The 14,504-nt window shown below is 43.2% G+C and carries 11 protein-coding genes and 1 other RNA gene; 5 read left to right on the top strand and 7 right to left on the bottom strand.

The window, feature by feature from the left end; genetic code table 11:
• Positions 1-748: 748 nt before the first annotated feature.
• The 5 genes from V7L97_RS05610 to ssrS form a co-directional block, all read right to left on the bottom strand.
• The gene (locus V7L97_RS05610) at positions 749-1,168 is read right to left on the bottom strand and encodes an OsmC family protein (RefSeq protein ID WP_333654058.1); all 420 of its coding nucleotides are present in this window, start codon (positions 1,166-1,168) and stop codon (positions 749-751) included.
• 260 nt (positions 1,169-1,428) lie between these two features.
• Positions 1,429-2,211, bottom strand: a complete 783-nt coding sequence (locus V7L97_RS05605) for a TIGR00282 family metallophosphoesterase (RefSeq protein ID WP_333654057.1) — start codon at positions 2,209-2,211, stop codon at positions 1,429-1,431.
• Between the two features lie 5 nt (positions 2,212-2,216).
• The gene (rny, locus tag V7L97_RS05600) at positions 2,217-3,788 is read right to left on the bottom strand and encodes a ribonuclease Y (protein WP_442891763.1); all 1,572 of its coding nucleotides are present in this window, start codon (positions 3,786-3,788) and stop codon (positions 2,217-2,219) included.
• 150 nt (positions 3,789-3,938) lie between these two features.
• Positions 3,939-4,070, bottom strand: coding sequence for a hypothetical protein (locus V7L97_RS05595; RefSeq protein WP_333654054.1), 132 nt, complete (start codon positions 4,068-4,070; stop codon positions 3,939-3,941).
• Positions 4,071-4,128: 58 nt separating this feature from the next.
• Positions 4,129-4,318: non-coding RNA, 6S RNA (gene ssrS, locus V7L97_RS05590), on the bottom strand.
• Positions 4,319-4,396: 78 nt separating this feature from the next.
• Here ssrS and V7L97_RS05585 point away from each other — a divergent pair.
• Positions 4,397-5,557, top strand: coding sequence for a class I SAM-dependent rRNA methyltransferase (locus V7L97_RS05585; protein WP_333654053.1), 1,161 nt, complete (start codon positions 4,397-4,399; stop codon positions 5,555-5,557).
• Between the two features lie 250 nt (positions 5,558-5,807).
• Here the strand turns inward: V7L97_RS05585 and V7L97_RS05580 are convergent, their stop codons facing one another.
• Positions 5,808-6,926, bottom strand: coding sequence for a DUF362 domain-containing protein (locus V7L97_RS05580; protein ID WP_333654050.1), 1,119 nt, complete (start codon positions 6,924-6,926; stop codon positions 5,808-5,810).
• A 150-nt stretch (positions 6,927-7,076) separates the two neighbouring features.
• Positions 7,077-7,328 (bottom strand): bacteriophage holin, encoded by a 252-nt coding sequence (locus V7L97_RS05575; RefSeq protein ID WP_333654048.1) that lies wholly within the window; start codon positions 7,326-7,328, stop codon positions 7,077-7,079.
• 286 nt (positions 7,329-7,614) lie between these two features.
• Between V7L97_RS05575 and V7L97_RS05570 the strand changes: the two genes are divergently transcribed.
• The 4 genes from V7L97_RS05570 to hemE all read left to right on the top strand — a co-directional run bounded on the left by V7L97_RS05570 (position 7,615) and on the right by hemE (position 14,451).
• On the top strand, positions 7,615-10,611 hold the full coding sequence (locus tag V7L97_RS05570; protein ID WP_333654045.1) for a ChaN family lipoprotein: 2,997 nt from the start codon (positions 7,615-7,617) through the stop codon (positions 10,609-10,611).
• A 116-nt stretch (positions 10,612-10,727) separates the two neighbouring features.
• The gene (gene hflX / locus V7L97_RS05565; RefSeq protein ID WP_442891764.1) at positions 10,728-12,338 is read left to right on the top strand and encodes a GTPase HflX; all 1,611 of its coding nucleotides are present in this window, start codon (positions 10,728-10,730) and stop codon (positions 12,336-12,338) included.
• 16 nt (positions 12,339-12,354) lie between these two features.
• The gene (locus V7L97_RS05560; protein WP_333654041.1) at positions 12,355-13,425 is read left to right on the top strand and encodes a radical SAM/SPASM domain-containing protein; all 1,071 of its coding nucleotides are present in this window, start codon (positions 12,355-12,357) and stop codon (positions 13,423-13,425) included.
• Positions 13,426-14,451 carry a uroporphyrinogen decarboxylase gene (gene hemE / locus V7L97_RS05555; RefSeq protein ID WP_333654040.1) on the top strand — a complete coding sequence of 342 codons (1,026 nt, stop codon included), beginning with the start codon at positions 13,426-13,428 and terminating at the stop codon, positions 14,449-14,451. It abuts the gene before it with no gap.
• Positions 14,452-14,504 lie beyond the last annotated feature (53 nt).

The raw sequence follows: 14,504 nt of genomic DNA, 5'->3' as shown, positions 1-14,504 counted from the left end.
GCGCACACCAGAAGAGCTGATTGCGTTGATCAAAGCCAAAGGCAGGGAAGTGGAACAGGTACTTGAAGCATTGTCATCTGGGAGACCGGGATAAAGAAAAGGAAAAACGCATAACAATGGGTTGCAGCCGACACGCTGCGCGTGCGGCTGAACGCGAACGTTGGCGCAGACAGGCGCGGGGCGGCTCCGCCGCCAGAGCGCAGATAAATTTAAAAATAAATACAGAGATGTTAATATTGATTTCATCGTGAATACCAACCACCCTATCGTCATCAAAATTTCATGGCTTATATATAAAACAACAACTGCTGTGTCTGCGCCAACGATGCGGATGAGCAATCGATTCGCTTATGAAATGTTATAATAATTATAAATAATTGCGCCAACAAGCGAATCGAACAGACCCCCTTCGGGGGCTGCTCATCCGCATCCCGTTATGCCATAGAACAAACAATTGACAAAAACACAAACCATTGGTATGATGTGAGGTAATACCGGAGGTGTTTTATGGGCAAAACCAAAATTGCGATTACATTGGATGAACAATACATTGATCAGTTGGACACATTTGTTAGTAAACATATTTTTAGAATCGTAGCCAGGCTATTCAAGAGGCTGTAAAGGAAAAACTTGCTCGGATAAAACGCACCCGTTTGGCAAAAGAATGCGCGAAACTTGATCCGACCTTTGAAAAAGCAATGGCGGATGAGGGATTAACTGAACCAATTTCTTTTGGGGAAACGATAGCCTAAGCCTGGACGATCCTATAGCTGAAGTTTATTTTTGCCACACCTTCCAGTGTTGCCTTTACAGAGCAGTATTTCTCCATTGAAAGCTCTACTGCCCGTTTTACTGCATCTTCTGACAAGTCCCTGCCGCTTACAACAAATTCTATTTCAATCTTTGTGAACTTCTTTGGATATGAATCTGCCTTCTCTCCTTTTACATTTATATCAATGTTTGTTATTTGCTGCTTCTTTTTTTGTAGAATTGAGGCCACATCCATGCCAGAGCATCCTCCGAGTCCTATGAGAAGCAGCTCCATCGGCCTCATCCCTGTATCTTTGCCGCCGACCTCTATATCGCCGTCCATCACAATTGCATGGTGCGTTCCGGATTCGCCGACAAACTGAAGCCCATCAACCCACTTCACTTTAGCTGTAAGCATAAATACCTCCTTATCCTAAATTGGGTGATTCTAATCTAAAAGTATATGTCAGGTGCTGCGAAAAGACTTTAAACCACGCACTGCTAAATTCATTTATCTTGTATCCGTCATCTACTACTTTGGATACTTTGATGGATGATGCATTCATTATCTCTCGTACACACTTGAACCAACACTTTTTAAAGTCTTTGAGCAGTGCCTGACATATAAAATTACTCAAGTTAGGTTCTTAATAACATCTGAAGCAAAAACCAGCCATGTTACGGATTCGTCAGTTGCAATCTCTGTATTGCCGTGGCTTTACCGCTTTTCCCGTCAATTTCCACAACCACAGCAGATAATAATCCCTTTCCTCCTGCAACATCATACTTCCTCGGCATCTGGGAAAGGAACCTCTCTACAATCTGCTCCTTCTCTATGCCTACGACAGAGGTTTGAGGCCCTGTCATGCCAACATCCGTAATATAGGCTGTACCGCCCGGCAGTATCTTTTCATCCGCAGTTTGTACGTGGGTGTGGGTTCCGATAACTGCACTGACGATTCCATCCATATAATAGCTGAAGGCTACCTTTTCTGACGTGGCCTCTGCATGGAAGTCGATGATTATTATATTTGTGGACTCTTTAAGTTTTTCCACTTCATCCTTACCTGTCCTGAACGGGCAATCGAGGGTATTCATAAAAACCCTTCCCGATACATTCATTACAGCTATTTTTTCTTTGCCTGGCAAAGTGAATATAATGCTTCCGACGCCGGGAGTATTGGGCGGATAATTTATGGGTCTTAATATCCTGTTTTCCTTTGCTATGTATGGGACCGCCTCTTTTTTGTCCCAGATGTGATTGCCTGTTGTGATGATATGAACCCCGAAGTCGAAAATCTCTGCTGCAGTTTTTTCTGTTATTCCGAAGCCTCCTGCTGCATTCTCGCCATTGGCAATAACCATGTCTATTTTATATCTGTCCACAAGATTGGGCAGGAGGGTTTTTACAGTCTGCCTTCCAATCTTGCCGACTATGTCGCCGATGAACAGAACCTTCATATCAGTTATTTTGCATAATCAACATGCCTTGATTCACGAATAACCGCTACCTTTATCTGCCCTGGATATGTCATCTCTGCTTCTATCTTCTTTGCGAGGTCCTTTGATATTACGGCGCACATTTCATCACTGACGTCCTCGGGTTTTACTATGATCCTTATCTCCCTTCCTGCCTGAATTGCATAGCACTTATCTACGCCGTTAAAGGACATTGCCAGCTCTTCGAGCTTTGCGAGGCGTTTTAAGTAGTTCTCTATGCTCTCCCTTCTGACGCCGGGCCGTGCTGCTGAAAGGGCATCTCCTGCTGCAACAAGGGCAGACTCTACGCATGAAGGATCTATCTCGCCGTGATGGGCAAGGATGGCATTTATTACATAATCGTTTTCACCGTATTTTTTTGCGAGGGTTGCACCGATTTCCTGATGCGAGCCTTCCATTTCGTGGTCAACGGCCTTTCCAATATCATGGAGCAGTCCGGCCCTCTTTGCCAGCTTTATATCAACATTCAATTCACCGGCCATCATTCCTGCAAAATATGCGACTTCCCTTGAGTGTTGGAGTACATTCTGGCCGTAGGACGACCTGTATTTCAATCTGCCCATGGTTTTTATGAGCTCCGGATGCATGCCGGAGATTCCGAGGTCAAAGACCGCTTTTTCTCCCTCTTCCCTGATAGTAGTATCCACCTCTTTTTTGACCTTTTCTACGACCTCCTCGATCCTCGTGGGATGTATTCTTCCGTCTGCCACGAGCCTTTCGAGGGCTATCCTTGCTATCTCCCTTCTCACAGGGTCATGGGCTGACAGTGTTACCAGTTCGGGCGTATCATCGACAATGAGGTCAACGCCGGTGGCTGCCTCAAACGCCCTGATATTTCTTCCCTCCCTGCCGATAATCCTTCCCTTCATCTCGTCACCGGGCAGGCTCACTGCAGATACAGTGGCATCTGCCACATAATCGCTGGAATATCTCTGGATGGCAAGACTGATAATCTCCTTTGCCTTTTTCTCTGCGTTTTCTTTTGCCTCGTCCTCTATTTTTTTTGCAAGTTTGGCTGCCTCAAATCTTGCATCCTCTTCAACTCTTTTAAAGAGTTCCTGTTTTGCTTCTTCAGCACTGATACCAGATATGCGCTCAAGAATGAGGGTCTGCTCTTTAATAAGATGCTCATAGTGGCTCTCCTTTTCCGACAGCGAACGTTCCCTCGAATGTAAATCCCTATCTTTTCTGTTCAGTTCGTGCTCTTTTCTCTCTATCTGGTCTAACCTCTTCTCTAACTGATCTTCCTTCTGCCTCAGCCTTTTGTCGAGCTGATTCAGCTCTCTTGTCCTTTCCCTTATCTCTTTTTCAGCTTCGACCTTTGCCTGGTATGCCAGATCCTTGGCGTGAATGACAGCCTCTTTCTTTATGGACTCTGCCTCTCTCTTCGCATCTTCGAGGAGATGTTGATGCTCTTTTTCTAATGCCTCTTTCCGGGATTTGAGGGTGTTTTTATAAATCAGCGAGAGGACCAGACCGGTTACAGCACCGACAGCAACTGCAATCACGATTAACATTAAGCTATTGTCCATGGGCAATACCCCTCCTTGTTTTGTTTTTGGGTCATTAAGCAATAAACGATCGAAAACTTAATGACTTCTCAAGCTTTCTGATGACTATAGGATAGGCAATTAAAAAAGGGATTGAGGTTTTATGATTTTAAAAGGATTAGGACATGACCACACATTTTATTTATGCGCCCGGTGCATATTTTTCTTAACACCATATATGTTGCAGCCGTTTAAAACAACCTTTTTCAAAATCCTAACTCCTTTATTTTTATAGTTAATTGCAACTATCCTGTCATCAGCATAGCCCATAGTTCATAGCTCTTATCTCATGAAAATAAGATTTAAGAGCTATCAGCAATGAGCTATTAAAAAACCCACCCTGCCGTGTAGATGAAAAATTAGATCCCTGCTTCTACAGGTGGGTGCCGCGAAGGTAACTTAGGCTTCCTCTCATCCACTTGGGGGAGGCCTGCACACCGTGTACCTAACATTAGCTCCCAAAAGATCTAATTTGCGGGATCAACACTTTCACCTAATCACCAACAGGGCAGGTAAACTGTCCCTTAGTTATTATATATTTATACCAAAAAACAGGTGATATAAGCAACTAAAATGTTATGATGGTATAATTACGAATGGAAAAGATTATTCTAAGGCGCACGAGCAGGATACTATCAGGCCACCTCTGGATATTTTCGAACGAACTGTCGACAAGCCCAAAAAATTATGAGCCCGGCTCTCTGGTCGAGGTCTATGATAATAAAAATAAATTTATCGGAATCGGTTATATAAACCCCCATTCCCTTATATCCGTAAGGCTTTTAACGAGAGAGAGGGAAAAAATAAACCATGACTTTTTCCGTAAGCGGATAGTTAATGCAATTAATTACAGAAAGAGATTCCTGCCCGAAAGCAACTCATTCAGGGTCATATACAGCGAGGGCGATTTTCTTCCCGGACTGATTGTGGACAAATACGCTGACTGTCTTGTGATACAGTTCTCAACCCTCGGCATAGAGATGATGAAGGCTATAGTTATAAGCGTTCTGGACGAAATCTTATCCCCCTCGGTAATTGTGCTTAGGAATGACAGCCAGAGCAGGATTCTTGAAGGACTTCCCCTTGAAAAGAAAGCAGTAAAAGGCTCTCTCGATTCCCTTCCTATAATAAATGAGGGTGAAATCCTGATAGAAGTAGATCCCATGACAGGACAAAAGACAGGCTTTTTTCTTGACCAGAGGGAAAACAGGGTAGCTTTAAGCAATTATATCAAAGAGGGAAGGGGGCTTGACCTTTTCTGTTATTCGGGGGCATGGGGACTTCAATTGGCAAAGAATGGAGCATTTGTGACATGCGTGGACGATTCAGAAACAGCCCTGTCAAAGGCAAAAAGGAATTTCGAGTTGAATAGGCTTGAGGACAGATGCGATTTTGTAAAGGATGATGTTTTCAAATTCATGAAAAGAGAGATGGAATCCGGCAGTTTGTATGACTTTATAGTCCTTGACCCTCCTGCCTTTGTTAAGAGCCGGGCAAAGGTTAAAGAGGCACTGAAGGGATACAGGGAGATAAATGCTATGGCTATGAGGCTTATTAAAAAGGGGGGAATGCTTGCCACTTCATCCTGCTCTTATCATATCGAAAAGGCCATGTTTTTAGATATGCTGCGGGATTCTGCAAGGGATGCCGGAAGAAACCCACGCCTCATGGAGTACCGTTCTCAGGGCCGCGATCACCCGATTCTTTTGTCCGTGCCAGAAACAGAATATCTTAAATGCGCATTTCTTGAATTGTAGACAAAATTAATTTATAAGCAGAACTGGCTTTCGCTTCAGGTGCTATTTTTTGACAGTTCTAAGCTCATTCCGCTCAAGCCAATTCTGCTTATAATATAAATACATGTTATCAATCTAAAATTAAAATTAATAACTAACTTCAGAATTTCTTCTTGACAAGCAGTCTGATGTTTGCTATTCTACAATCAGAAGCGCCTTGTTACCTCCCCTAAGCTGCTGTCCAGTTCCCACGGGCAGCAGCGCTTTTATTTTATAGTTCTATCAGTTCGTATTGCCTGCTTCCGAGACCGAGCCTTTCAGCCTTCTCTATTTGCAATAGATAAGGTTTTTTATGGAGATTGAAGAGTATATCCTCGCCCCCCTTTATTTTTTCATCTTCGGCTAAAGAGGACGGAAGGGGATTCTCTTTTAGAAGCATATCTATCGATGCCTGTTCAACGGATACAATGTCATCGGAGATCAATATTCCTATGTCCTGAATTACAGGGACTTCTGCTGCAGGCATGCAGTCGCATTCGGGCTGGATCTCTGTGAGGAAGTTTATATAAATAACCTTATTGGGTTTAAATGTACTTAAAACCGCCTTTGCTGCTTCTGACAGGGATTTCATGAATAGCTCATCGTCTCCTGGTAGTACAAGTGCGCCTTCAGGACATACCCTTGTACACCTGCCGCACCGCCAGCATCTCTCATCGTAATAGTCGAATCTATTATCCTTAAAATTTATGCAGTCGAGGGGGCATACTTCCTCGCACTGATAGCAAAAGGCGCATTTGTCTTCATCCCATATAAATTTGCCTTCTCCAATGGCATGCATTGCACCCCTACCGCATTTCCACCCGCAGTGCCTGTGGCTTCCGCTTACTGCGCCCATGGCAATGTTTTTTATCGCGCCTGCATATCCTGCATTTATATGCCCCTTTACATGTGAGCAAACCACCATTGCAGGGACATCGTATATAAGCGATGCCACTGCTATTTCTCCGAGGATATCGCCTGCCTTGACCATGAGATTGTCGTTTCCGTAAAGACCGTCGGCGATTACAACAGGTGCTCCGACAGATAGATGATTTATGCCGTTCTGGTTTGCCACTTCGAGGTAGTCGAGTCCCTTTATTCTTGCCGTATCTGTAACAAAGGGCTTTGCCCCTATTGTCTTCAATGAATCAACCACTTTTCTAAGGAATACAGGTCTTACGATTCTATGTGCGCCGTCAGAGCCAAAATGGGTCTTTACAGCCACCCATTCATCTTTTTCAAAATATCTTGAAAGCACCATCTCTTTTAACAACCTGTCCAGTTTTCCGGGCATGCTTTCGTCATATTTCCATTTTTTAACCCTTGCAGATGCAAAATATACCTTAGACATAATTTCACCCCTTTTAAAGAGGCAGGACATTGCATTGGAGCGACTTGGGCAGCCCAAGCGTGCCAAGGATGGCTAAGCTGGCTGCCTTTGCTTCGGAGAATGGCTGGATGCCATTCGAGAATGAAGCGGAAATACTGTGTCCTGCCTTTTTTATTTAATGCTTATCTTATTATATATCACCGCTATCAGCCATGCGCTCACAAACCCGTCGAGAAAGCCATAAAATAATCCTAAAAAACTACCTAAAGGTGAGATCGCATATCCGGGATAAATGGACTGGGCAAGGACTTCGAGGAACAGCCTTCCATATCCAGTGTAGTAAGAAAGCCATGTAGTTATAAACAGAGAGCCTCCCCATACCAAACCAAGTGCAATGCCAAGCGCCAAAGGTTTGAGTTTCATCTTGCCTCCTTCTTCATACTCAATATACTCAATTTTACTAAAATCCGGTTGCATAATGTATACCTAAATTGAGCGATTCTAATTTAAAAATATATGTCAGGTGCTGCGAAAAGACTTTAAACCACGCACTTGTGCAAACTTTATCTTATATCCGTCATCTACTACATTGGATACTTTATGGATAATGCATTCATTATCTCTCATATGCATTTGAATCAGCACTTTTTAAAGTCTTTGGGCAGTGCCTGACATATATAAAATCACTCAACTTAGAGTATAATAAAAAATGTTTTATCGGTTACTGATGATAATTGCCTTCCTTTTTCTGCCTGCTATCACACACGCATGGCAACCACCCGAATATAATCTGCCAGAATATAATTTGGAAGTCTCATTCGATATTCACAATTCGAAAATTATCGGACTTGCAAAGATCGATGTCCCTGCAGGCAAAGAACTTGTGCTGCACACAGGACATCTCAAAATCAACGACATAACGCTGAACCAGCAGAAAATCAATTTTGATGCCAGGGAAGGAATATTAAAGGTACTACCTCCACAGAACGGCAGCCTCATTATCAGATACGAAGGTATTTTTAAAGACGATAAGGCTGCGCATGATACAAACTATGGAGCAGTTGGAAGCATTGTCGATGAAAGGGGAATCTCGCTTACTGGAACATGGTATCCACAAACAGAAGGATTATACAAATACAGGCTTCACGCAGTGCTCCCAGGCGGATATGAGGCTGTTTCCGAAGGAGAGAGGATTGAAAAGAGTGCAAAAGACGGGAAAACAGAGTACATCTTTGAATTTCCCCATTCTGTTGACGGCATAAACCTGATTGCAACGAACAGGTACGAAATAATTAAGGACAGTTACGGCAGTATCGAGATCTATGCCTATTTTTTTCGTGAGGACATAGAACTTGCTAAAAAATATATCGAATACACGAAGAATTATCTCAAGCTGTATGAAGGCTTTTTAGGAAAATTCCCGTATAAAAGATTTTCAATAGTCGAAAATTTTCTTCCAACAGGATATTCCATGCCCACATTTACATTGCTCGGACAGGATATTGTAAGGCTTCCATTTATTGTTGAGACATCCCTCGGCCACGAAATCCTGCATCAATGGTTTGGCAATTTTGTTTATATCGATTATCAAATGGGCAACTGGGCAGAGGGACTGACCACATACCTTGCAGACCATCTCTATGAGGAGCAGAAAGGAAAGGGATGGGAATACAGGAAACAGACACTTATCGATTATAGTAGTTATGTAAACGATAAGAATGAATTCCCAATTAAGGACTTCAGGGGCAGGACGGACTTTTCATCAAAGGCAATAGGCTATGGAAAGACTGCCATGGTTTTCCATATGCTAAAGAATGTCGTGGGGGATGATGTATTCTATAAATCCCTGCGGGATTTCATAAACGAGAACCGATTTAAAAGGGCATCGTGGAGTGATATTAAAGATGTTTTTGGAAAGACCTATAAAAAAGATCTAAACTGGTTTTTTAAACAATGGGTTGATACCCCCGGAATGGCCGATCTTTATATCGATGGATTTCGGATCAAGCAGAGCGGAAGTAAATACGAAGCTGACTTTAACATCGGGCAGAGGGGAAGGGTTTATACAGTCGATGTTCCCCTGACCATTTATTACAGGGATGGCTTTAAAAAGAAGGTTTGGGTCAGGGCAGATAAGGTAAAGACAGGTTTAACATTATCCCTCGACAGCGTGCCTGAGAAAATAGTCATGGATGAAGATTACGATATAGCAAGAAAACTTTCGAATAACGAGCTTCCCCCTGTAATATCAAGGCTTCTTGGAGATGATAAAATCATAATGGTCCTCCCTGCAGGCAACAGGGAGATTTACAGGGCTGTTATCGATTCCTTTAAGGAAAGGGGTGCTGTTGAAAAAGAAATAAGGGACATTAAGGATTCCGACATAAAATCATCGTCCCTCGTTATACTCGGAAGTGATAATCCTGTAATCGAGAGGCTTTATGGAAGTATCGATAAGATTGATGCAGGGTTCAACCTTGCTATAAAAAACAATCCGTGGAATCAGCAAAAGGTTGCTGCTATATTTTCCGCTAAGTCTAAAGGTGAAGCGGATGCAGCATTTAGAAAGATATTCCATTATGGGAAGTACAGTGTTCTATCTTTTGATAATGGAAGAAATATCTACAAAAAGATTGATGAGTCTGAGAGGGGTATAGCAATGGAGAATAAAGAACAGGCCATGGCAATCGATGTCTCTACCATAAAGACATTATCCGAGGTTATAGAGAGTGTATCGGGTAAAAAGATCGTCTATGTCGGCGAATACCATGACAGGTTTGCCCATCATAATGTCCAGCTCGAAGTTATAAAAGGCCTGTATAAAAAGAATAAGAAGGTAGCCATAGGCATGGAGATGTTCCAGAGACCATTTCAGAAGTCGCTGGATGATTACATAGCAGGCAGGATAGATGAGAGGGAATTTCTCAAAAGATCGGAGTATTTCAAGAGATGGGGATTTGATTACAATCTCTACAAGCCCATACTGGATTTTGCAGTACAGGAAAAGATGCCAGTGGTTGCCCTGAACATCCAGCGCGAAATAGTCGATAAGGTATCCAGAGGTGGAATCGACTCCCTCTCAGAGGCGGAAAAGAGGGAAATACCGGCACAGATGGATTTTTCCGATAACGAATACAGGGACAGGCTCAGAGAGGTCTTTCTCAGGCATAGCAGTTCAGGCGAAAAAAACTTTGATTTCTTTTATCAGTCACAGATCCTATGGGACGAGACCATGTCAATGTCTGTGGATGAGTTTTTAAGGAAAAACCCCGACTACCAGATGGTTGTCCTTGCCGGAGGCGGCCACATCCAGTATGGCTCCGGCATTCCAAAAAGGACATTCAGGAGGAACGGCTATGATTATGCGATTATCCTTAATGATGTGGATGTAGAGAGAGATATTGCCAATTATATAATATTCCCGAAGCCGATGGATGGCACGACATCTCCCAAGCTCATGGTTTCATTGAGGGAAATGCACGGAGTGGTCAGCATAGAGGGATTCCCTGAAAACAGCATCTCTGAAAAGGCTGGACTTAAAGATGGAGACATAATTATCTCACTCGACAATGTTGCCATAAAAAGTGTGGATGATGTAAGGATCCATCTCTTTTATAAAAAGAAGGGAGATGCAGTAAAGGTGAAGGTGCTGAGAAAGAGATTCCTCTTTGGCGATAAAGAGATGGAATTTGATGTAATCCTTTAGCCTCCTGCTTCGAATTTTATCAGGTTTAATATTATTGTCAAGCTGAAGCACGCTCTGATAAAATAAGAATGGAGGTTTAAAAAAACATCGCATCCATTTACGGAAATACATCAGGCCTGAAAAAGGGCCTTCTCTATGCCCTCGAAAAGGTTTATCGCAGGAAAGTCCCTGCAGATAAACTTATAACTCAAGAGCTTGCCAGATACCTTACAAAGCTTTCCTTTGAGATTGGCAAACAGATAGGTATTCTTGTTGACAGGAGCGGCTCCATAACCCATGTGATTGTGGGTAATGCAAAGGGCGTTTTTATTCCTGATCTCGATGATTATCCTGTTGGTAGAAGGGCATTAAGGGGGCTGAGGTTTGTTCACACACATCTTGCCGATGAGCCGCTTAACAAAGAAGACATTACAGACCTTTCCCTTTTAAGGTTCGACATGATTGCAGCCATAAGCATCAGGGAAGGCCTGCCGCATAACATCTATGCAGCCTATTTAATGCCCTATGGATCAGATAAAAAATACGAAACCCTGACCTCTGACTTTTACAGATTCGAGCTGGACTACGACAGTTTTATCCATAATCTGGAAGATGAGATGGACAGACACAGGTTTATTGACCAGAAAGACAGGAGGGAAAGGGCTATCCTTGTAAGCGCTTCCACAAAACCTAAATACGAGCTGGAAGAATCCATGGACGAACTGAAAGAGCTTGCCATGTCCAGCGATGTGATTGTATTAGATACGGTTATCCAGAGGCTCAAGGAAGTAAATCCCAAATACCTTCTGGGAGAGGGAAAACTTAAAGAGATAGTGATAAATGCCATGGATAAAGGCGCAACATTATTGATATTCGATCAGGACCTCAATCCATCACAGATTAGGGCAATTGCCGAGACAACAGAGTTGAAGGTCATTGACCGCTCTCAATTGATACTGGACATATTTGCCAGAAGGGCACACAGCCGTGATGGTAAGGTGCAGGTGGAACTTGCTCAGTTGAAATATACGCTTCCGAGGCTTACAGGCAAGGGGACTGCAATGTCGAGGCTGATGGGAGGCATCGGAGGAAGGGGCCCCGGTGAAATGAAGCTCGAGATAGACAGGAGGCGAATCCGTGACAGGATAACACGCCTCGAAAAAGAGCTCGAAATCCTCAGCGAGGCACGGAAGCAGAGAAAGCAGAGAAGGGTCGAAACAGGCATTCCCATTGTCTCCATAATCGGATATACAAATGCAGGCAAATCAACGCTCTTGAATGCACTCACAAAGAGCGCAACCTTTGTTGAAGACAAGATGTTTGCAACATTAGACACTGCGAGCAGGAGATTGAGATTTCCCAAGGAAAGGGAGATAGTAATAACAGACACAGTTGGATTTATAAGGGACCTTCCGAAGGATTTGATGGCAGCATTTAAGGCAACCCTTGAAGAGCTCGAGGATGCGGATTTGCTGCTGCATCTTGTGGACATATCAAATCCGAGATTTGAGCAACAGATCTCATCAGTCGAAAATATCCTTCAAGAGCTTAATATCAAGGACAAGCCGAGGCTCATTGTTTTTAACAAGATTGATAAGGTATCGATGGAAGAGGTCGAGAATATAACTTCGAGATACAATGCGGTTGCAGTATCTGCCGTAAAATCCGATTCATTCAGCCCGCTGTTGAAGACCATAGAATATCGCATATGGGAGTCGCAAAAAGCAGAAGATTTTCAGGGCAAGTAAGGGTATAATAGCAGCCATGGAATTTGCACCAAAATGGATAGCGTGGGAGATAACGAGGAGATGCAATCTCAGGTGTGTGCACTGCCGTTCATCGTCAGAGATGGAGGCAAAAGGGCATCCAGATTTCTCCACGGAGGAGGCATTCAGAATCATTGATGACATCTCGAGTTATGCAAAGCCTGTAATCGTCCTTTCGGGAGGAGAGCCGCTCATGAGGAAGGATGTCTTTGATATTGCAAAATACGGCACAGAAAAAGGGCTCAGGATGTGTCTTGCTACAAATGGAACACTGGTTACGGATGAAATATGCGAAAATATCAAGGCATCTGGCATAAGAATAGCCTCCCTCAGCCTTGACGGTTCGACAGCAGAGGTGCATGACGATTTCAGGGATGAAATGGGCGCATTCAAAGGGACGATCAATGCTGCAAGGCTCTTTAAAAAACACGGCATCGAATTTATCATCAATTCATCATTCACAAAGAGGAATCAGGAAGAGATTCCAAAGGTCTATAAGCTGGCAAAGAAGCTCGGCGCCACTGCATGGTATATGTTCATGATAGTACCCACAGGCAGGGGCGAGGAGATAATGAATGAACTCATTTCAAAGGAAGATTATGAGAAGATGCTGGAATGGCATTACCAGATGGAAAAAGATGAGCACGACATGCTTGTAAGACCAACATGCGCCCCGCATTACTACAGGATAGTGCTGCAGAAATCCAAAGAAGAAGGCGCAAAGTTCAAAAGAAGAGCCCTGAAGTTTTCCACCGGCGGCTCAAAAGGATGCATAGCAGGACAGCTTATCTGTCTTATAAATGTTGACGGCGATGTGCTTCCGTGCAGCTATTTCCCAATGTCTGCAGGCAATATCAGAAAACAGACATTCAAGGATATATGGGAAAATTCAGAACTGTTCAAGGATTTGAGGGATTTCAAGAAATACAAGGGAAGATGCGGCTCCTGCGAATTTGTGAATGTATGCGGAGGATGCAGGGCAAGGGCATATTCTGTATACGGAGATTATCTTGCGGAAGAGCCGTTCTGCAGATATGTTCCGCTGAAAATGAAAAAAATCGGAGGCTAAATGAACGATACCTTTCTTAAGGCATGTAGAGGCGAAAAGACTGATTACACACCCGTATGGCTCATGAGACAGGCAGGAAGATACCTTCCCGAATATCAGAAGGTAAGATCAAAAGTAGATTTTCTTACGCTTTGCAAGACGCCCGAGCTTGCTGCAGAGGTGACAATACAGCCTGTGGATATTTTAAAGGTGGATGCTGCAATACTTTTTTCAGACATTCTTGTTCCTGTAGAGCCTATGGGAATGAAGCTCGAATTTTCAGAATCAAAGGGCCCGATTCTCTATGATCCCATAAGAAATGATATTGCTGTGTCAAAGCTCCGCAGGATAAAGGCAGAGGATGATGTGCCCTTTGTCATGGAGACGATAAAGATGCTCGTTAAAAAGTTAAATGTACCATTGATAGGATTTTCAGGAGCTCCATTTACCCTTGCCACTTATATGATAGAAGGCGGCAGCTCAAAGAATTTTATTAACACCAAAAAGATGATGTTCCAGACGCCCGATCTTTATGTAAGGCTTATGGAAAAGATTACGGATACCGTAATAAATTATCTTCAGGCGCAGATAAATGCAGGCGTCCATGCAATACAGGTGTTTGATTCATGGGCAGGCATTCTTTCTCCTGTTGATTTCGAGAAATATGCACTTCCTTATGTCCAGAAGATAGTCTCGACATTCAAAGGCAAGGTGCCTGTTATTTATTTTGCCTTTAACGGGAGCGCAATGCTTAAGAAGGTCAAACAGTCAGACGCTGATGTCCTTGGCATTGACTGGAGGATCGATATTTCTGATGCTATAAACACATTGGGCAATGATGTTGCAGTTCAGGGAAATCTCGACCCCTGTACTCTTTTCGGGACAAAGGATATGATTCGTGATAGGGTAGCAGGAATACTTCATGGAGCAAAAAACGCAAAGGGACATATATTCAATTTAGGCCACGGGATACTGCCTGAAACTCCGGTTGAGAATGCCATTGCAATGGTCGAGGCAGTGCATGAGTTGAGCAGCAGTAGAGGATAAATAGCCGATAAGCTGCGCCTTATTTTGTGTTTTTGTGCTAAAATTAATCCTGA

The organism is Dissulfurispira sp., from assembly GCF_036745535.1.
Classification (GTDB): Bacteria; Nitrospirota; Thermodesulfovibrionia; order Thermodesulfovibrionales; family Dissulfurispiraceae; genus Dissulfurispira.
Note: the sequence above shows the minus strand (reverse complement) of the source record. Positions and strands in the feature narration are given on the sequence as shown.